The organism is Parvularcula lutaonensis (assembly GCF_014651915.1).
Lineage (GTDB): Bacteria > Pseudomonadota > Alphaproteobacteria > Caulobacterales > Parvularculaceae > Parvularcula > Parvularcula lutaonensis.
The window spans coordinates 1332768-1349749 of the sequence record NZ_BMXU01000001.1; the positions used below are offsets into that span (position 1 = coordinate 1332768).

18 protein-coding genes and 1 tRNA gene are annotated in these 16982 nt (G+C 63.5%); 4 read left to right on the forward strand and 15 right to left on the reverse strand.

Annotation, left to right across the window (positions count from 1 at the left end; all coding sequences use genetic code 11):
* Nucleotides 1–22: 22 nt before the first annotated feature.
* The 7 genes from hpf to IE053_RS06495 form a co-directional block, all read right to left on the reverse strand.
* Complete coding sequence (gene hpf, locus IE053_RS06465) at nucleotides 23–601, reverse strand: ribosome hibernation-promoting factor, HPF/YfiA family (RefSeq protein WP_189573550.1); 579 nt, start codon at nucleotides 599–601, stop codon at nucleotides 23–25.
* Nucleotides 602–698: 97 nt separating this feature from the next.
* Nucleotides 699–2120 (reverse strand): RNA polymerase factor sigma-54, encoded by a 1422-nt coding sequence (rpoN, locus tag IE053_RS06470; protein ID WP_189573553.1) that lies wholly within the window; start codon nucleotides 2118–2120, stop codon nucleotides 699–701.
* Between the two features lie 57 nt (nucleotides 2121–2177).
* On the reverse strand, nucleotides 2178–2951 hold the full coding sequence (gene lptB, locus IE053_RS06475; RefSeq protein ID WP_189573555.1) for an LPS export ABC transporter ATP-binding protein: 774 nt from the start codon (nucleotides 2949–2951) through the stop codon (nucleotides 2178–2180).
* On the reverse strand, nucleotides 2951–3424 hold the full coding sequence (locus IE053_RS06480; protein ID WP_189573558.1) for an LptA/OstA family protein: 474 nt from the start codon (nucleotides 3422–3424) through the stop codon (nucleotides 2951–2953). The genes lptB and IE053_RS06480 overlap by 1 nt, the downstream gene beginning before the upstream one ends.
* An 18-nt stretch (nucleotides 3425–3442) precedes the next feature.
* Nucleotides 3443–4138 (reverse strand): LPS export ABC transporter periplasmic protein LptC, encoded by a 696-nt coding sequence (lptC, locus tag IE053_RS06485; RefSeq protein ID WP_189573560.1) that lies wholly within the window; start codon nucleotides 4136–4138, stop codon nucleotides 3443–3445.
* Between the two features lie 102 nt (nucleotides 4139–4240).
* On the reverse strand, nucleotides 4241–4867 hold the full coding sequence (locus IE053_RS06490) for a ribonuclease D (RefSeq protein WP_189573563.1): 627 nt from the start codon (nucleotides 4865–4867) through the stop codon (nucleotides 4241–4243).
* A gap of 65 nt (nucleotides 4868–4932) precedes the next feature.
* Nucleotides 4933–5178 (reverse strand): CBU_0592 family membrane protein, encoded by a 246-nt coding sequence (locus tag IE053_RS06495; protein ID WP_229786079.1) that lies wholly within the window; start codon nucleotides 5176–5178, stop codon nucleotides 4933–4935.
* Nucleotides 5179–5248: 70 nt separating this feature from the next.
* Between IE053_RS06495 and IE053_RS06500 the strand changes: the two genes are divergently transcribed.
* Complete coding sequence (locus IE053_RS06500) at nucleotides 5249–6163, forward strand: NAD(P)-dependent oxidoreductase (RefSeq protein WP_229786080.1); 915 nt, start codon at nucleotides 5249–5251, stop codon at nucleotides 6161–6163.
* On the opposite strand, the gene IE053_RS06505 is transcribed toward IE053_RS06500, so the two are convergent.
* Entirely contained in the window at nucleotides 6160–7716 is a 1557-nt protein-coding gene (locus IE053_RS06505) for a hypothetical protein (RefSeq protein ID WP_189573568.1), read from the reverse strand. The two genes, IE053_RS06500 and IE053_RS06505, sit on opposite strands and share 4 nt — an antisense overlap.
* A gap of 206 nt (nucleotides 7717–7922) precedes the next feature.
* Nucleotides 7923–8009, reverse strand: a tRNA-Leu gene (locus IE053_RS06510).
* 125 nt (nucleotides 8010–8134) lie between these two features.
* Here IE053_RS06510 and IE053_RS06515 point away from each other — a divergent pair.
* Entirely contained in the window at nucleotides 8135–9097 is a 963-nt protein-coding gene (locus IE053_RS06515) for a complex I NDUFA9 subunit family protein (RefSeq protein WP_189573573.1), read from the forward strand.
* 250 nt (nucleotides 9098–9347) lie between these two features.
* On the opposite strand, the gene obgE is transcribed toward IE053_RS06515, so the two are convergent.
* The 4 genes from obgE to rplU form a co-directional block, all read right to left on the reverse strand.
* Nucleotides 9348–10406: a GTPase ObgE gene (gene obgE, locus IE053_RS06520; RefSeq protein WP_189573575.1), complete on the reverse strand. Its 1059-nt coding sequence runs from the start codon at nucleotides 10404–10406 to the stop codon at nucleotides 9348–9350.
* Nucleotides 10406–10930: a GNAT family N-acetyltransferase gene (locus tag IE053_RS06525; protein WP_189573577.1), complete on the reverse strand. Its 525-nt coding sequence runs from the start codon at nucleotides 10928–10930 to the stop codon at nucleotides 10406–10408. The genes obgE and IE053_RS06525 overlap by 1 nt, the downstream gene beginning before the upstream one ends.
* A gap of 157 nt (nucleotides 10931–11087) precedes the next feature.
* Complete coding sequence (gene rpmA / locus IE053_RS06530) at nucleotides 11088–11354, reverse strand: 50S ribosomal protein L27 (RefSeq protein WP_189573579.1); 267 nt, start codon at nucleotides 11352–11354, stop codon at nucleotides 11088–11090.
* A 19-nt stretch (nucleotides 11355–11373) separates the two neighbouring features.
* Nucleotides 11374–11685, reverse strand: a complete 312-nt coding sequence (gene rplU / locus IE053_RS06535; RefSeq protein WP_189573581.1) for a 50S ribosomal protein L21 — start codon at nucleotides 11683–11685, stop codon at nucleotides 11374–11376.
* Nucleotides 11686–11961: 276 nt separating this feature from the next.
* On the opposite strand from rplU, the gene IE053_RS06540 reads away from it, so the two are divergent.
* The gene (locus IE053_RS06540; protein ID WP_189574800.1) at nucleotides 11962–12870 is read left to right on the forward strand and encodes an NAD(P)H-dependent flavin oxidoreductase; all 909 of its coding nucleotides are present in this window, start codon (nucleotides 11962–11964) and stop codon (nucleotides 12868–12870) included.
* Between the two features lie 245 nt (nucleotides 12871–13115).
* Here IE053_RS06540 and IE053_RS06545 read toward each other — a convergent pair whose 3' ends face one another.
* Nucleotides 13116–13826, reverse strand: coding sequence for a DUF6445 family protein (locus IE053_RS06545; protein ID WP_189573583.1), 711 nt, complete (start codon nucleotides 13824–13826; stop codon nucleotides 13116–13118).
* A 116-nt stretch (nucleotides 13827–13942) separates the two neighbouring features.
* Between IE053_RS06545 and IE053_RS06550 the strand changes: the two genes are divergently transcribed.
* On the forward strand, nucleotides 13943–15448 hold the full coding sequence (locus IE053_RS06550) for a tryptophan halogenase family protein (RefSeq protein ID WP_189573585.1): 1506 nt from the start codon (nucleotides 13943–13945) through the stop codon (nucleotides 15446–15448).
* Here the strand turns inward: IE053_RS06550 and IE053_RS06555 are convergent.
* Nucleotides 15424–16929 carry a tryptophan halogenase family protein gene (locus IE053_RS06555; protein ID WP_189573588.1) on the reverse strand — a complete coding sequence of 502 codons (1506 nt, stop codon included), beginning with the start codon at nucleotides 16927–16929 and terminating at the stop codon, nucleotides 15424–15426. The genes IE053_RS06550 and IE053_RS06555 overlap by 25 nt on opposite strands.
* Nucleotides 16930–16982: the final 53 nt, after the last annotated feature.

Consider the following 16982-nt stretch of genomic DNA (forward strand, 5'->3'; position numbering starts at 1 on the left):
AGCAAGCGAAAGTGACCAAAGGTTACGCTTTTGCAGCGGCCTCTACCCATCCGATATTGCCATCTTCGCGACGGTGCACAACGGAAAGAGCGCCATTTTTCGCGTTCCTGAAGACAACGACAGGTGCTTCGCCCACATCGAGCTGCATCACCGCGTCGGTGACAGTCATCGAGCGCACCGAGGTTTCCGCCTCGGCGATCACCAGCGGGGCGTCGTCGCCCACTTCCTCGCTGTGGTCGAAGCCATTGGGGCTGCGCAGGACATAGCTCGACGCCATCTCCGCGGGCAGCGGGGTGCGTTCCTTCGAATGGTGGTCCTTCAGGCGGCGTTTGTAGCGTCGGACGCGCTTTTCGAGCTTCTCCATCGCCTCGTCGAAGGCAGCATAGGCGTCGTCGCCCTTCCCGTTGGCTGCCAGGAAGACCCCTGATGCGAGGTGTACCATCGCCTCAGTGGTGAAGCGGTTGCCGTCCTTGCCGAAATTGACGGTCGCTTCGGCGCCCCTGTCGAAATACTTGTGGACCCCGGCGCTGACATTATCGCGCACATGCTCCTGGAGAGCTTCTCCGAGATCAATGCCTTTGCCGGTGATTTGGACGTCCATGATTACCTCCTCGCTCTGACGCAGCGGTTCGTGTGAGACGAACTTAGGCCTCCCGCGCCGCGGGTTCCAGCAATCGAGGCTGTGTTCGGGATATCCCTTACAGTGCGGACTTCGCCGCGCGCTTTCGTTCCACGGACGAAGGCACGCCAAGGCTCTGGCGGTATTTCGCAATCGTGCGCCGCGCGATCGCGATGTCGAGATCAGCGAGCGCCGCGACAAGCTGGTCGTCGCTGAGCGGATTGAGCGGATCTTCCTTGTCGATGAGATCCTTGATGACATGGCGAACGCTCTCGGCCGAATATTCGACCTCTCCGCCCGAAGACGGGATCGCGGCCGTGAAAAAGTACTTCATCTCGAAGACCCCGCGGGGCGTGTGCATGTACTTGCCCGACGTCACCCGGCTCACCGTGCTTTCATGCATGCCGATCGCCTCGGCGACCGTCTTGAGGTTGAGCGGCCGCAAGTGGCGGATACCATAGGCGAAGAAGCCGTCCTGGTACCGCACGATTTCGCTGGAAACCTTCAGGATCGTCCGTGCACGCTGGTCAAGGGAGCGGACGAGCCAGTTGGCGTCGTTGATCTGCTCCTGCAGGAAGGTTCTCGATTCCTCTCCCTGCTTCTCCCGCGAAAGCTCGGCATAGTAAGCTTCGTTGGCAATCACCTTGGGCAGGGTGGCCGCATTGAGCTCCACCTTCCAGCCGCCGTCGGTGTTCTCGGAGACATAGACGTCCGGCACGACCACCTGCACCGGGTCGCCGCCATAGGCGAGGCCCGGCTTCGGGTTCAGCTTCCTGATGATGTCGAGGGCCGAGGCGATACCCTCCTCGTCGAGGCCGGTTTTCTTCTTCAGCTCACTGAGCTTCCGCGCACCAACGAGATCGAGATTGTCGAGAAGGGCACTGATCCCGCGCTCGAGAATTCCCTGGTCCTCAAGCTGCAACCGCAGGCATTCGCTCAGGGTCCGCGCGCCGACACCCGCTGGCTCGAACTTCTGGATGACATGGAGGAGCCTCTCCGCCTCGGAGACCGGGCAGCCGAGGCGTTCCGCCACCACGTCAAGGGGCGTGCCGAGATATCCGGAGTCCTCGATCAGGTCGATGAGGTACCGTCCGAGGGCCTGATCGACGGGATCGCGCACGGCGATCACCAATTGCTCATTGAGGACTTCCGTGAGGCTCTTCTCGACGGTCACATTGGCGGCCGCGTCATAGTCCTCATTGCCCGCACCTGAGCCGGCAGAAGAGGCGTTCTCGCGGATGCGGTCGCGCTGCACCGTGGGCGGCTCGTCGCTGCCATCGGCGGGACCGCTGTCGGCCTCGCCCTTGGTCGCGTCCGACCCTGCTGCGTCGGTGTCGGCTTGCTCATTGCGTTCGAGGAACGGGTTCTCGAGAAGGCGCTCCTCGACATATTCCTGCAGTTCGAGATTGGACAGCTGCAACAGCTTGATCGCCTGCTGAAGTTGCGGCGTCATCGTCAGCTGCTGGTTCTGCCGTGCCTCTAAGCGGCCCGTCATGCTCATGGAGCTGTCCCCCGACCGGGCGGTGCCTCCGGCACCCCCTACCCGGACGGGATGACCCTAGCCGCTATACGTTTCCCCTAAGTATACTCGGCGGACATCTTCGTTCGAGATCACCTCGTCCGGCGGGCCTTCGAACAGCACGCGGCCTTCATGAATGACGCTCGCCCGGTCGATGATGTCGAGGGTATCCCTGACATTGTGGTCCGTGATCAGGACACCGAGCCCGCGCTCTTTGAGCTGGGTAATCAGGGCCTTGATGTCGGCGATGGCCAGCGGATCGATGCCTGCGAAGGGCTCGTCCAGCAGCATGTAGTCGGGACTGGTGGCCAGGGCCCGCGCGATCTCCAGGCGCCGCCTCTCACCGCCCGAGAGCGCCGTCGCCATCGAATTCCTGACATGGGTGATGTGGAACTCTTCGAGCAATTCCTCGATCACGGCCTTGCGCTTGTCCCGGTTGGGCCAGGCAAGCTCGGCCACGGCCTCGATGTTCTGCTCCACCGTCAGGCCGCGAAAGATCGAGGCCTCCTGCGGAAGATAGCCGAGGCCCAGCCGTGCGCGCTGGTACATCGGCAGGCCCGTGACATCGTAGCCGTCGATGGTAATCGTGCCGCCATCGGCCTTCACGAGGCCCATGACCATGTAGAAGCAGGTGGTCTTGCCCGCGCCATTGGGGCCGAGCAGACCCACGACCTCGCCGCGGCAGACCCGGAAATTGACATGGTGGACAACCCGTCGGCGGCGATAGGACTTCTGCAGGTTCTCAGCCACGAGCCCCGTCGTGGTGTCGGGAGCGGGCGTGCCTTCGAGCTTCGACGCGACGCTGCCTTCCATCAGCTCTCGCCCTGCTGCTGGAGGAGCCCGCGGACGCGGCGGCCATCGCCACCGGTCATCACCATGGCGCCGGTTTCAGTGTTGTAGGTCAACTCTTCGGCCGTTGCGACCTGGCCCTGCTGGAGGACCACGACATTGCCCTGGACCACCAGACGGTTCTCGGTCGCGAAGTAGATCGCGCGGTCCCCGGCAATCGCGTCACCCGTGACGGCGGCGTAGCGCACGCGCCCCGCTGCCTCGACGCGCTGCAGATCACCATCGGCGTCGCGGAAGACGTCCATGCGGTCGGCGGTCAGGATCACGCCGGGCTGGCTGATCGAGACATTGCCTTCGAGGATGACATGCTCGCCGCCTCCGAGGAGTTCGGCGCGGTCGCCATCCACCTCGGTGGGCTTGTTCGGGTCGAAGCTGACCGTCTGGGCCTCGGCCGCCGTGAACAGGAGGCCGGCAATGATGAGAGCGCGAATGAGCACGCGGGCTGTCGTCCTTCGTTAGCTACCGTCGGTTTCGGCGTTGGAGGCGTCCTCCTCGCCGTCATCCTCGGCTGGCTCAAGGGTAATCTTCACGCCGCCTTCGAGCACGATGCGGTCCTCGCCCTGGTAAAGCGTGCCGCGATCAGCGCGGACTTTGCCGCCCTTGCCTTCGCCGGTCACCTCTGTTTCGGAGCTGACGACCTGGTTCTCTATATCCATGGTCGCAGCATCGGTGCGGAGGATGAAGCTGCCCGAAGCGCCCTGTTGTTCAAGCTCGACGTCATTGCTGAGGTCCACGCGCTTGGCCGTCTGGTCGTAGAGGCCGTCCCTGGCACGCACGAGGGTCGCCTGGCCATCGGGCCGGACCCGCCTGGCCTCAGGCAATTCAAGCCCCACGCGCTCGTCATTGTCGCCGGAACGGGTGGCGCTGTTCGCCGCGATCTCGAAGGGCTGCCCTTCGAGGTCTTCCCCGGCATAGCGCGGCTTGGCCAGCTTCACGCCGTCCTCGGTTTCCTCGATGGCGGCGAACTGGTCGATGAACTCGCGGTCGACCTGCGGCGGGGTCGCCGAAAGGGCGTAAGTAATGATGAGCCCGACGGCGAGAGCGGGAACGGCAAGCCTCAGATGCCGGACGACGGCGGTGTGACGGCTCACGCGGGCTGCCACGTCGCTCAGCGCAGGTTGTTGGTTTCGCTGGCTTAGTTCCTCAGCCATGCCGCCTGCGCCGCTCCTCTCGTGTCACACTGTACCGCCTTAGATGGCACGTGAAACTTAAGGATAAAAGACGTGATCGCTGGGCAGGCCGTGAAAACCTGCTTAGCTGTGGGAGAAAATATCGGTCTCGGACCAGCCCAGGAGGTCGAGATCGGCGCGCGTCGGCAGGAAACGGAAGCAGGCTTCCGCGATCTCTTCCCGCCCCTCGCGCCGCAGGCGCTCGTCGAGCCAGTCCTTGGCATCGTGGAGATAGAGGACATCCGACGCAGCATAGGCCTTTTGCGCGTCAGTGAGGTCATCGGCGCCCCAGTCGGAGGACTGCTGCTGCTTCGAGAGGTCGACGCCGACCGACTCCCGCACGAGATCCTTGAGGCCATGCCGATCGGTATAGGTGCGCACGAGCTTCGAGACGATCTTGGTGCAATAGACCGGCGCGGTATCGACGCCGAGATAGGCCTTCATCACCGCTACGTCGAAACGGGCGAAGTGGAACAGCTTCGTCACATTCTCATCGGCGAGAAGCGCCTTTAGCCGCGGCGCTTCGTACTGGCCCGGCGCAAACTGGACGAGATGGGCCGTGCCATCGCCGAGGCTGAGCTGCACGACGCAAAGCCTGTCGCGGTGCGGGTTGAGGCCGAGGGTCTCCGAGTCCACCGCCACGGAAGCATCGCGCGCACCTGACCAGTCGAAATCCTCGGGCAGGTCGCCGCGGTAGTGCTTGATGGCCATCGAAATCTCCGTTCCTGATCGGCGGGGTGTCGGGCTCAACGTCCTATTCGTCAAGCGTTCGCAGGTCAGGCGCTGCGGCGGGAGCGCAGGATCTTGGCGATGCCGTAGAGGCTAATCGCGATCCAGCAGATCTCGATCACGAAGCTTGCGAGATTGAACGTGTGGATGAGCGAGATCAGGATCAGCACCGCGCCGACGAGGTTGAGCACAGGATAGCGCAGCTCGTCCGAGCGGATCTTCTCCGTCTGGAGGAGGAAATACGCCGCGAGGATGCAGAGCACCCCGATGATGCCGATCGTGTCGAAGATCAAGGGAATGTCCTTTCTGGCTGGGACGCGGGCACCTATGGGTGATTGCGCGGAGGAGCAAGAGGAGGCGAACGTGACCGCGACGATTACCGTCAGGGTGCATGAGGCGCAGGAGGAGAACCTCGTTCGATCCCTCGAAGCGCTGGACGCGCCGCTCAAGGTTGTCCGAGGGCCGACGGAAGGGGCGGAGGGGCCCCGCGTCCTGATTGCCTTCCGTCCGCCGGGGGACGAGGATGTCACGGGTTATGACTGGATCCATCTCGCTGGTGCGGGGGCCGATCACATGGCGCCAGCGCTCAAGGGGGCGCGGCGCCTTCCGATCGTCACCAAGACCGTCGGAGCCATGGGCCGTCAGATGGCCGAGTATTGTCTCTCCTATGTCCTCGCCGATCTCCAGCTTCACGCAAAGCGCGCCACGATGCAGCGCGACCACCGCTGGTCGCAATCCGAGGGCGAGCCGCATTTCCTCTTCGATCGGAGCGTCGCGATCATCGGCACCGGCGCGATCGGTAGCGCCATGGCCACGGCGATCGCGCCGCTGGCGAAGGAAGTGATCGGCTACTCCCGCAGCGGCAAACCGGCGGGAGGCTTCACAAGGACTTCACCGCTCGAAGCCTTCGAGGCCGCGGACATCGCCATCGCCGCCCTGCCCTTAGCCCCCGGCACGAAAGGGGTGATCGGCGAGAACGTCCTTGGGCGGATGCAATCAGGCCTCTTCATCAATGTCGGCCGCGGCGCCACCGTCGATGAAATCGCACTCCGCTCGGCGCTTGCCAGGGGCGCGGTGCGCAAGGCGGTGCTCGATGTCTTTGCTGAGGAACCCCTGCCGGAGGATCACTGGGCCTGGGAGCATCCGGACGTGGTGGTCACATCCCACGTCTCAGGCGTCACGCGGGAAGAGGACACCCTCGCGGCCTTCAGGGACAAACTGCCTGGGTTCCTCGACGGGACCCTGAGGAGCGACATCGACATCGAGCGGGGCTACTAGGCAGCCAGGCACCCTGCCGGAAGCTGCTCACGCACCTTGTCCAGCCGGGCCTCGAACTTTTCCCAGGCTTCCTTCACCGGGTCCGGATCGGTGTCCCGGGGCGGCACCAGCCACGGCTCGATCAGCCGGACCCGCTCGCAGGCTGCTTCGGCGAAGCCGCCGAGCAGGTAGAGCTCCGCAGCAGTCAGGTGCGTGTCCGTGAACGAAGCATTGCGCCGCAGCGAGATGTTGAACGCGGCCGCATCCATCGCGAGCTGGTCGGGCCGGTGACCGAGCAGTGTGAAGGTTTCGACGTAATGCGCATTGGCGGTCGGGTTCTTCGGGTCGACCGCGAGTTGCTCCGCAAACAGACGGCGCGCCTTGATGAGGTCCTGCCTGTCGGCTTCTTTCTCATCATCCGCCGCGGCGGCCTGGTAGCGGTGGAAATGGGCATCGCCGGCAATCCGCAGCGCCCTTGGCTCGCCGGGATAGAGCGCCAGGGCTTCCTCGCCCCAGGCCACGGCAGCGTCATGGTCGTCGCGCGCCATGCTGAGGGCGAGGTAGCCGTCGAGGACCTCCATCGTTTTCCCGTCCTGCGCCAACGACTTTTCCAGCTGGCGCTCCATCCACCGCTGGTGCCGCTCATCGGCACCGCTCACGAAAGCCGACATCGCCCGGAGCTGGGCCCGCAGCGTTTCGCCGGGTGTCAGTGTGCGGACCGCAATGTCCGGCTCCGGGAAGCTGTCGGCGAAGCGTAGCTGCGTGATCGGGTAGTTGTCGCGGTTGAAGTAGCGCCGGATGTCCTTCTCGAACGCGTCGAGCGTGATTTCGAAGCCTTTTTCGAAAGCCTCGACACCATCGACCCGGTTGTTGATGAGCGCGAGGTAGTTGCCGAACTTGCCGCTCATCTCCGGGGTGAACTGAATATAGTGCACGGCCAGCCAACTCTGCCCGTAGAAATATCCCGGCCAGTATATCCGGCTCGAACTCGACCAGTCCGGATACCGCACCACTGCGCCGAAGACCTCCTCCCAGGGCATCCAGTCGCCATAGCGCAGGCTGTTCGCGAAACTGATCCGCGGTGTACCGAGCGTCACCACATCGCCGTCCGCGCGAAAACTCGACAGGAATTCAGCGAAACCCTCATTGTACCAGCGGGGAATGAACTGGGCTGACTTCGAGTTGATGATGTGGTGGGCGAATTCGTGAAGCGCCGTGCTTCGGGAATCTTCACCGGGATCGAGGCCATCGCGGGTATCGAGAAGGAAGACCGGGCCATCCGTGGCCTGACGATAGACGCCTGCGATGCCGCGCGAGCCAGAGAGCTTCTCCATCCCGCGCTGCCCCCGGATTCCGAAGACCTCGACCGGATGGACCTCGGGGCCGGTGTCATACCGCAGAAGGCTCAGCACCGCGAAGCGGTAGAGCTCGAGCTCACGGACCAGCTGGACCGCCTGCTCCTCTGAAACCTGTCCCGCGAAGACGAAATTCTCCGACCGCGCCTCGGCCCATTTGGCAGCCAGCGGCGTCCACGGCGCAAGGACGAGAAAGAGCGCCGCCGGACGCATGTTCATGAGAATGCCCCAAAATGCCCGTTCGCACGGTACATCCCCGGGAGCGAGAAGTGAAGGTATTCCTTCAACGCACTGTTCTAGTGAGAGGGAACCTCAGAGCTGGCCAAAAAAAGCCCGCCAGAAGCGGGCCATTTGCTTGGTTCGGATGAAAGGTCTGACCTCGAGCCGCACGGCCACAAATCGCGAAGCGGCAGGCCAGAGGAAAATGGTGCCCAGGAGAGGACTCGAACCTCCACGTCCATACGGACACCAGCACCTGAAGCTGGCGCGTCTACCAATTCCGCCACCTGGGCTGGTGAGGAAGGCGCGCCATAACTTCTCACCCGATAGGCCGTCAAGAAAGATGTGAGCGGTCTGGGCAAAAGGCTTCCCATGCCCTATCGGGCGAGCCGAGAAGACCCTTCGAGGAGAAGACCAAATGGCGAAACTGGTGACGGTGTTCGGAGCATCGGGCTTCCTGGGCCGGCATGTGGTGCGGGAGCTGGCAAAACGCGGGCACCGCGTGCGTGCCGCCGTGCGCCATCCGCACCAGGCGGTGTTCCTGCAGCCGATGGGTGTCGTCGGGCAGATCCACCTGTTCCAGTCGAACATCCGTTACCGCCACTCCGTCGCCGATGCGCTGGCGGGCGCGGACGCCTGCGTGAACCTGGTCGGCATCCTCGCCCCGAAAGGGAAGCAGAAATTCGACACGGTGCAGGCGAAGGGCGCGGAATTCGTCGCCGAAGAATGCGCGCGAGAAGGCATCACGAACCTCGTGCATGTCTCGGCGATCGGCGCCGACAAGGACTCCGACAGTGACTACGCCCGGACCAAGGGCGAGGGCGAGGAAGCTGTGCGTAGGAACGTGCCGGCCGCTTCGATCGTCCGCCCGTCAATCGTGTTCGGGCCGCAGGACGAGTTCTTCAACAAGTTCGCCGCCATGGCGCGAATCTCGCCTGTCCTGCCCCTGATCGGGGGCGGCAAGACAAGGTTCCAGCCGGTCTATGTGGACGACGTCGCCGATGCGATCGTGAAACTGATCGACGGCGAAGCACCCGCTGGCGAGATCTACGAGCTTGGCGGGCCGGAAATCCTGACCTTCAAGGAATGCCTCGAGCTGATGCTGAAGATCATCGACCGCCGACGCCTTCTGGTGCCCGTGCCTTGGCCGGTGGCAGAAGCGATGGGCGCGGCGGGAAGCCTTGCAAGCAGGCTCCCCTTCGTGGAAGCTCCGATCACGGCCGATCAGGTGAAGCTTCTCAGGAAGGACAACGTCGTGGGTGAGGGCGTAAAGACCTTCGCCGATCTCGGGATCGAGCCGGAGACACTGGACGCGATCCTGCCGACCTACCTGTTCCGCTACCGGAAACACGGGCAGTTCTCGCCGGAAGTGCCCGTCTGAGGCGGGCCTCTGCACACTGACTTTCAGACGTAGGCGTCTCGATCGGAGAACCGGGACGCACTCTCCGGCCGTCGGCCACGCCAAGGCGCTTTCCACGGCCCCGCCGCGGCACCCGGCTCCTGAATGCGACGGCCCTGCCGCCCGCGCCGAGTCCTGTCATGCCGGGGCAGGCGACGCCTGAGCCCGGAACCCAACAGTGCTCCCCATGGCTTTGGAAGGCGAGCCCCGGCCAAACCGGGACGATGGCGGATCAAAGCTCGGGCTGCCAGCCGTCGTCCTCGCTCTCTTCCTCCGGCTCCGGAGCATCCTGGGAGGGCTTGAGGTGGCTGCACTTGTCCCAGGCTTCTCTCAACACGGGGTCGATGCCTTCTTGGGCGACGGCGGAGATGACGTAGACGTCGCGGCCGGCGGCCTCGGCGAGGGCCTTGCGCTTTGCTTCCAACTCATCCTGCGGAACCGTGTCGGCCTTGGAGAGGACGAGGACTTCTGGCTTGTCTGTCAGGCCATGGCCATAGGCTTCGAGTTCGCGGCGCACGGTCTTGTAGTTAGCGACAACATCCTCCGCACCCGCATCGACGAGATGGATCAGGGCCGCGCAGCGCTCCACATGACCGAGGAACCGGTCGCCGATTCCCGCGCCTTCATGGGCGCCCTCGATGAGGCCGGGGATATCCGCGAGGACGAAGCTCTGCCCCGGCCCCAGGCGGACGACGCCCAGCTGGGGAACAAGAGTCGTGAACGGATAATCCGCGATCTTCGGCTTGGCCGCCGAAACGACGGAAAGGAAAGTGGACTTGCCCGCATTGGGCAGGCCGACAAGGCCGACATCCGCAAGCAGCTTGAGGCGCAGCCAGACGGTGCGCTCCTCCCCCGGATGGCCGGGATTGGCGCGGGTCGGGGCCTGGTTGGTCGACGACTTGAACCTGAGGTTGCCCCAGCCGCCATTGCCGCCCTTGGCAAGGAGGACTTCCTTACCCGGACGGTCGAGATCGGCAATGAGGGTTTCCTCGTCTTCCTCGTAGATCTCGGTGCCGGTGGGAACGAGGATGACCACGTCGTCGCCGCCTGCGCCGGTTCGCTGGCGGCCCTGCCCGCCCTTGCCGTTCTGGGCCTTGAAATGCTGTTGGTAGCGGTAGTCGATCAGCGTGTTGAGGTCGTCCGTAGCCCGCGCAATGACGTGACCGCCCTTGCCGCCGTCACCGCCGTCAGGGCCACCGAACTCAATATACTTCTCGCGTCTGAAGGAATGCGCGCCATTGCCGCCATCACCAGCCTTCACATAGATCTTTGTACGGTCGAGAAATTTCATCAGTGAATATCCACCAGATCGAGGACGAAGCTATCATGGGCGATCTCGCGGCGGTGAGCCTGCGAGTAACCCGCAAAGGTGCGCCCGGTGGGACGGAAGCCGTTCTTCAGCAACACACGCCGCGAGCCACTGTTCCAGACCGCAACGTCGGCTGTGATCTGCTCGAGACGGAGCTGACGGAAGCCAAAGCGGGTCATGGCGCGAACGAGCTCCGTGGCGTAGCCCCGCCCCCAGTGTTCCCGCCCAAGCATGTAGCCGAGCGAGAAAACGCTTTCGGTCTGGCGGTGAAGCCCGATCGAGCCGATGGGGCGGCCTGCGAGTGTCGGGTAGAAAACGTAGGCGCCCTCATCCTCGAGCCAGGCCTTCCTGAGCATGAAGACGGTATGGGCGTAGCTGAGCGGATAGGGCCAGGCGCTAGTGTTGCCGAGCACGTCCCAGCCGCGGACCTCATGCCAAAAGGCCCGCGCACCGCGCAGGCCTGCTGGTCGAAGGACCAAACGTTCCGTTCGTATGGTGTGCGGCATGGTCCTTTCCTCGTCATCCCGGAAGGCCAAAGGCTCATCCGTGACCCAGGGACCAGCGGCTCCGATGCAAGCGCGGCGCCTGCCGCCCGGCTTCCGGTCCACGGGTCCCGGCTCTTTGCGCGGTTGCGCTCCGGCCGAGATGACGGACCGGAGAGCGTTACTCGGCGGCTTGCGCCGGCTCGACGGAGACGACCTTGCGGTCGTCCTTGATCGTGCGGAACTTCACGCGGCCTGCGATCTTGGCAAAGATCGTGTGGTCCTTGCCAAGGCCAACATTGTCGCCCGGAAAGATTTTCGTGCCACGCTGGCGGACGATGATGTTGCCGGGGACGACGGCTTCACCACCATATTTCTTGACGCCGAGGCGGCGGCCTGCGGAGTCGCGACCGTTCCGTGACGAGCCGCCTGCTTTCTTGTGTGCCATCTCTCAATACCCTCGCGTCTTACGCGTTGATGCTGTTGATTTTCAGGGTCGTCAGCTCCTGACGGTGACCCTTCTTGCGGCGGTAGTTCTGGCGACGGCGCTTCTTGAAGACGATGATCTTCTTGTCGCGCATCTGCTCGAGAATTTCCGCCTCGACCGAGGCACCATCGACGAGGGGGGCGCCAATTTTGACCTTGTCGCCGCCGACCATCAGAACCTGGTCGAGTTTGATTTTGTCGCCGGCTTCACCGGCCAGTTTTTCGACGGCGATGACGTCGCCGGCTTTCACGCGGTATTGCTTACCGCCCGTCTTGATCACTGCGTAGCTCATGGCTTCTCCGCTAAGTTCTCGTAGTTGGTTTTGAGACTTTGCCTTTTTGGCCCGGAGTTCTGGTGCACCGGCGAAGGGCGGCAGCTACGGCTGGACGGCGCGGGAGTCAAGCAAAGAGCCCTGTTGCCGACGGTGAAACTTGCGGAAGGCGCACGCGCTGCGTTGACGGCCTCGCCCCTATCGGGAACTGTCCCCGGCAACAACGACAACACCCACACAGGAGGACCTCCCGTGGCCAAACGTTCGCCCGCCGAAGCGCGGAAGCATTTCAAGGACATGATCTCGAAACAAAAGGTGCCGGTGGTCGCGGCACCGATGTTCATCGTGTCAGGACCGAAGCTGGTGAAGGCCGAGTGCGAGGCCGGGATCATCGGCTCCTTCCCTGCCCTCAATGCAAGGCCCGCCGAGATGCTGACCGAGTGGATCGACGAGATCAAGAAAGTCGGCAAGCCCTTCGCCGTGAACCACATCGTCCACCGCTCGAATGACAGGCTGATGCATGACCTCGAAGTGACGGTGAAGCACGAGGTGCCGATCGCGATCACCTCGCTCGGCGCGCGGCCCGAGGTTTTCGAGGCGACCCAGAGCTATGGCGGGCTCTGCTTCCACGACGTCATCAACAACACCTTCGCGAAGAAAGCGGTCGAGAAAGGCGCCGATGGCCTGATCCTCGTCGCTGCCGGGGCTGGCGGCCACGCGGGCACGCTATCGCCCTTCGCCTTTGTCGCCGAGGTGCGCGAATGGTTCGATGGCCCGATCCTTCTCTCCGGTGCCATCGCCACAGGAGCAGGAATCCTCGCGGCGCAGGCGGCAGGCGCGGATGCGGCCTATATCGGCTCGGCCTTCATCGCGACCGAGGAAGCCAATGCTCCCGACCCGTATAAAAAGGGTATCGTGGAAGGCGACATGGAAGACATTGTCTACACGAACTATTTCTCGGGCGTTCACGGCAACTACATGAAGTCGTCGATCCGCGCGGCGGGCATGGATCCGGACAACCTTCCCGAGGCGGACCCCTCGAAGATGGACTTCAAGTCCGGCGGCGAGGGTTCGGCCAAGGTCTGGAAGGACATCTGGGGCGCAGGCCAGGGAATCGGCAGCGTGAAAACCGTCGGCACCGTCGCATCGGTGGTGGACCGTCTGGCTGCCGAGTACCAGCAAGCGAAGGCCGCGCTGACCGCCTGAGCCGCCCGGCGAATGCGTTCGCGCATCCGCTGGTCGACATCGACGCCGCGAGCCCCGGCATTTCCCCGGGATCTGCGGCGTCACCTTCAGCATCGAAGCGAACAGACCGGAAGCGGCCATCGGTTCCGGCGCACCGCGGGCGGGCCTTGCGACTGTAGTCGCGAATCTTCACGCATAGCACGGCGAGTGCATGGATAGCCTGCATTCCAGCGAAAGGCACACGGGCTTTTGAGCGGCTGGCCAACTCAGGAGCGGTAGTTCAGGAAAACCGTCGCCATGAGCCTCCCCAAGCGGGGATCGTCCGGAAACGGTCCTTCTCCCATGATATGGCCGGAGTGGAGGCTGTTCGAGAAATAGGCGATCACGCGATTGAAGCGCGGCTCGACATGGGCGATACGCTCGAAGAACTGATCCGAACCCCTCATATATCCCTGGGGCTGGCCCACCTTCTGAATCTCCTGGACGAGCGTATGGGTGTAGGGCCGGAAGCGCTCCTTGGAAATTCTCTCGAAGCCGGTCGAGCGGTGGCGGTAAAAGTCCGTGCCGCCCTTATCGTCCTCGGTCAGGTACTGGAGCAGCGCTACCTGCTGCGTCTCGAACGTGTCGAAATGAGGGACCTTCTGCGGGAGGGCGAGATCTTTCCCGGCGGTTGTCACCATCTGGATCGCATTGAGGGCCACCCTCGGCTGGGCTCCGGGCTCGAGACCAAAGGCGGGCAGGTGCGGCTCGAGCAGGCGCTGCATCGCCTCGGCATAGGCGCCTGGCGCAGGCGCGCGGACGCCGGGGAAGTGGTTGCCGCTCCCCTCGATTCTCACAAAGCCTGCCTTGTGGGCGAGGGAGACGAGCGCCTCGGGCGTCTCGAAAGCGTTGTCGATGACCACCAGCGGCGCACGCTCCACGCCGATCTCCTGCACGGAGATCGAGAGCGAAGGGTGGAGCGCGAAACGGTCAGGCACGACCTTCCTCACCATAGCCGCAGCGCGGCGACAAGACCGCCTGCGGGGCTTGGCTTTGCCTTGTTTCGTCCTCCCACGACCGCCATGATGAAGGCCCACCGCGCAGGAGGCAGGGCATGGGCCGGAAGCTCGACAGGATCGCAATCATTGGCGGCGGGTCAGCCGGCTGGATGACGGCTGCAGCGCTGTCCTCCGCGATCGGGCGCTCATCGCAGATCATGCTTGTCGAGAGCGAGGCGATCGGCACGGTCGGCGTCGGGGAAGCGACCATCCCGCCGATCCGCTATTTCAACGAACGCGTCGGGATCGACGAGCAGACATTCCTCAAGGAGACCCAGGGCTCGTTCAAGCTCGGCATCGAGTTTGTAGACTGGGCAAGGAAGGGTGACGCCTATTTCCACCCCTTTGGTCAGCATGGGGCCGAATTCGACCAGGTGCCGTTCTACCACTACTGGATGCGCGAATACCTGGCCGGCCGTGCCGAGAAGATCGACAACTACTCCATGGGCTGGGGCGCCGCCGAGGCGGGCAAGTTCGCCCACCCTTCGCGTGACCGGCGCCAGATCCAGGCGACCTTCGACTACGCCTATCATTTCGACGCTGTCCTTTACGCGGCCTATCTGCGCAAGTTCTCCGAAGAACGGGGCGTGACGCGGCATGAGGGCCGGATCGGCAAGGTCAGTCTCCATCCTGAAAACGGCTTTGTCCGATCCGTGACGATGGAAGACGGACGAGAGATCGAGGCTGATTTTTTCGTCGATTGCTCGGGCTTTCGCGGGCTGCTGATCGAGGGTGCTCTTCACACGGGATATGAAGACTGGTCGCACTGGCTCCCCTGCAACAGGGCCGTGGCTGTTCCCTGCGCAAAGTCAGGACCGATGATCCCCTATACGCGCGCCACGGCGCGGGAGGCGGGCTGGCAGTGGCGCATCCCCCTCCAGCACCGGACAGGGAACGGCTATGTCCACTGCGATGCCTTCATCTCCGAGGAGGAGGCGGCGAAGACGCTGCTGGCCAGTCTCGATGGCGAGCCGATGGCGGATGTGCGCACCCTGCGGTTCACCACAGGACGCAGGCGGAAATTCTGGCATCGGAATGTTGTTGCCGTGGGCCTGTCCGCAGGGTTCATGGAACCTCTTGAATCGACCAGCCTCCACCTGATCCAATATGGAATCATGCGCCTGCTGGCGCTGTTCCCGGACAAGCAGATGTCGCCGCTTCTCGCCCAGGAATACAACCGCCTGACGGTGCAGGAATATGAGCGCATCCGGGACTTCCTGATCCTGCACTATGTCGCGACGGAGCGCCGGGACAGCGAGCTGTGGCGCTACTGCGCGCACATGGAGATCCCGGATACGCTGCAATACAAGATCGATCAGTTTACGAATTACGGAATGATCGTCGCCCATGACGGCGAGCTTTTCCGCAACCCGAGCTGGCTGGCGGTCTATCTCGGCCAGGGGATCTTGCCCGAGCGTGCGCCAGTAATGACGGAGCTGCGCGAAGGCGTTCCCGCTGCGGAGCGGCTCAAGGATGTGCGCCGTGCGGTGCGCGAGGCAGCTGCGGCGATGCCAACGCATCAGGAATTCGTCGAGCGTTATGCGCCTGCCGCGCAATTCTGAGCGATGAAATCGGCGTGGTCCGGCAGGGCATCGACAGCCTGGCCGATAATGCGCTCGACGCTGGCGAGGAACTCTCGCAGCTGGTCCTTGGACGGACGGTCTGCCATGGGATGGTAGCCTTCGGGCATCAGGTTCTGGCCGATCATCACCTGCAGCCAGCTTGCTTCGCGGAAAAGATCATCAGCCTCGCGGAAGATCACACCTGATGCAGCGAAGAGGCCCATCTTCTCCTTGAGGCTGTCGGGCGCCTCCATGTTCTTGCAATAACGCCAGAACTCGGTGTCCTCACGCTGGGTCTGGTGGTAGTGGAGGACGAGGAAGTCGCGGATCAGCTCATACTCCTTGCCGACGAGACGGTTGTACTCGCCAATCGTCTCTTTACGGAAGGACTTGTCGGGAAAGAGCTCGATCAGGCGCGAGACGTTGGACTGGATGAGGTGAATCGAGGTCGATTCGAGCGGCTCGAGGAAGCCGCTGGAAAGGCCGATCGAGACACAGTTCTTGTGCCAGAAAGCCTCGCGGCGCCCCGTGGTGAAGCGCAGCGGGCGCGGCTCGGCCTGCGGCTCGCCATCGAGATTGGCGAGAAGCGTTTCAGTCGCAGCGTCCTCGGTCGTGAAACTGTCGCAGAACACATGGCCGTTGCCGGTTCGGTGCTGGAGCGGGATGCGCCACTGCCAGCCTGCGTCATGGGCGGTGGCCTTCGTATACGGAAGGAGAGGCTCGGTGCGCGCGCAGGGGACGGCCACGGCGCGGTTGCAGGGCAGCCATTGTGACCAGTCACGATAGCCGACGCCCAACGCCTCGCCAATGAGAAGGCCGCGGAAACCCGAGCAGTCGATGAAGAGATCGGCGGCGCGCGTCGCACCGTTTTCGAGGGTGACGCTGGCGATGCGGCCGGTTTCGCCATCGAGTTCGACCTTGCTGATCCTGCCTTCGGTACGGATGACGCCGCGCTGTTCTGCGTAGCGACGGAGGTATTTCGCGTAGAGCCCGGCGTCGAAATGAAAGGCGTAGGCAAGCCCAGTCATCGGCGTCCGGCCGACCCGCTCCATGGGCGCGAATTTGCGCTCGTCGCACGCCTTCTTGTGCAGGGAGTATTGCCAAAGGTCAGCGTTAGACCCTTCCGCCCTCGCACGAAGCCAGTAGTGGTGAAAGCCAAGGCCGGCGAAGGGCATCCCGACGTCGCCGAAGGTGTGAATGTAGCTGTCGCCCTTCCCGCCCCAATTGTTGAATTCGATGCCGAGCTTGAAAGTGCCTTTCGTCTCACGGACGAATTCGGCTTCGTCGAGGCCGAGCATCATGTTCAGCCTACGGATCTGTGGGATCGTCGCTTCGCCAACGCCGACGGTGCCGATGGCATCGCTCTCGATGAGCTCGATCCCGATGCTCTCGGGCAGGAGCTTCGACATGGCAGCGGCAGCGATCCATCCGGCCGTTCCGCCGCCGACGATCAGTACGCGCTCGATCGGCTGCCTCGTCATCTGCACTTCCCTCCGTGAACCACGCGTCCGCGGCCAGTCCGTTCTATCCTAGC

Excerpts from the sequence above, each read along its gene's own strand:
- hpf (WP_189573550.1), bottom strand. The coding sequence starts at position 601 with ATGGACGTCCAAATCACCGGCAAAGGCATTGATCTCGGAGAAGCTCTC.
- rpoN (WP_189573553.1), bottom strand. The coding sequence starts at position 2,120 with ATGAGCATGACGGGCCGCTTAGAGGCACGGCAGAACCAGCAGCTGACG.
- lptB (WP_189573555.1), bottom strand. The coding sequence starts at position 2,951 with ATGGAAGGCAGCGTCGCGTCGAAGCTCGAAGGCACGCCCGCTCCCGAC.
- lptC (WP_189573560.1), bottom strand. The coding sequence starts at position 4,138 with ATGGCTGAGGAACTAAGCCAGCGAAACCAACAACCTGCGCTGAGCGAC.
- IE053_RS06490 (WP_189573563.1), bottom strand. The coding sequence starts at position 4,867 with ATGGCCATCAAGCACTACCGCGGCGACCTGCCCGAGGATTTCGACTGG.
- IE053_RS06505 (WP_189573568.1), bottom strand. The coding sequence starts at position 7,716 with ATGAACATGCGTCCGGCGGCGCTCTTTCTCGTCCTTGCGCCGTGGACG.
- IE053_RS06515 (WP_189573573.1), top strand. The coding sequence starts at position 8,135 with ATGGCGAAACTGGTGACGGTGTTCGGAGCATCGGGCTTCCTGGGCCGG.
- obgE (WP_189573575.1), bottom strand. The coding sequence starts at position 10,406 with ATGAAATTTCTCGACCGTACAAAGATCTATGTGAAGGCTGGTGATGGC.
- IE053_RS06525 (WP_189573577.1), bottom strand. The coding sequence starts at position 10,930 with ATGCCGCACACCATACGAACGGAACGTTTGGTCCTTCGACCAGCAGGC.
- rpmA (WP_189573579.1), bottom strand. The coding sequence starts at position 11,354 with ATGGCACACAAGAAAGCAGGCGGCTCGTCACGGAACGGTCGCGACTCC.
- rplU (WP_189573581.1), bottom strand. The coding sequence starts at position 11,685 with ATGAGCTACGCAGTGATCAAGACGGGCGGTAAGCAATACCGCGTGAAA.
- IE053_RS06540 (WP_189574800.1), top strand. The coding sequence starts at position 11,962 with ATGATCTCGAAACAAAAGGTGCCGGTGGTCGCGGCACCGATGTTCATC.
- IE053_RS06550 (WP_189573585.1), top strand. The coding sequence starts at position 13,943 with ATGGGCCGGAAGCTCGACAGGATCGCAATCATTGGCGGCGGGTCAGCC.
- IE053_RS06555 (WP_189573588.1), bottom strand. The coding sequence starts at position 16,929 with ATGACGAGGCAGCCGATCGAGCGCGTACTGATCGTCGGCGGCGGAACG.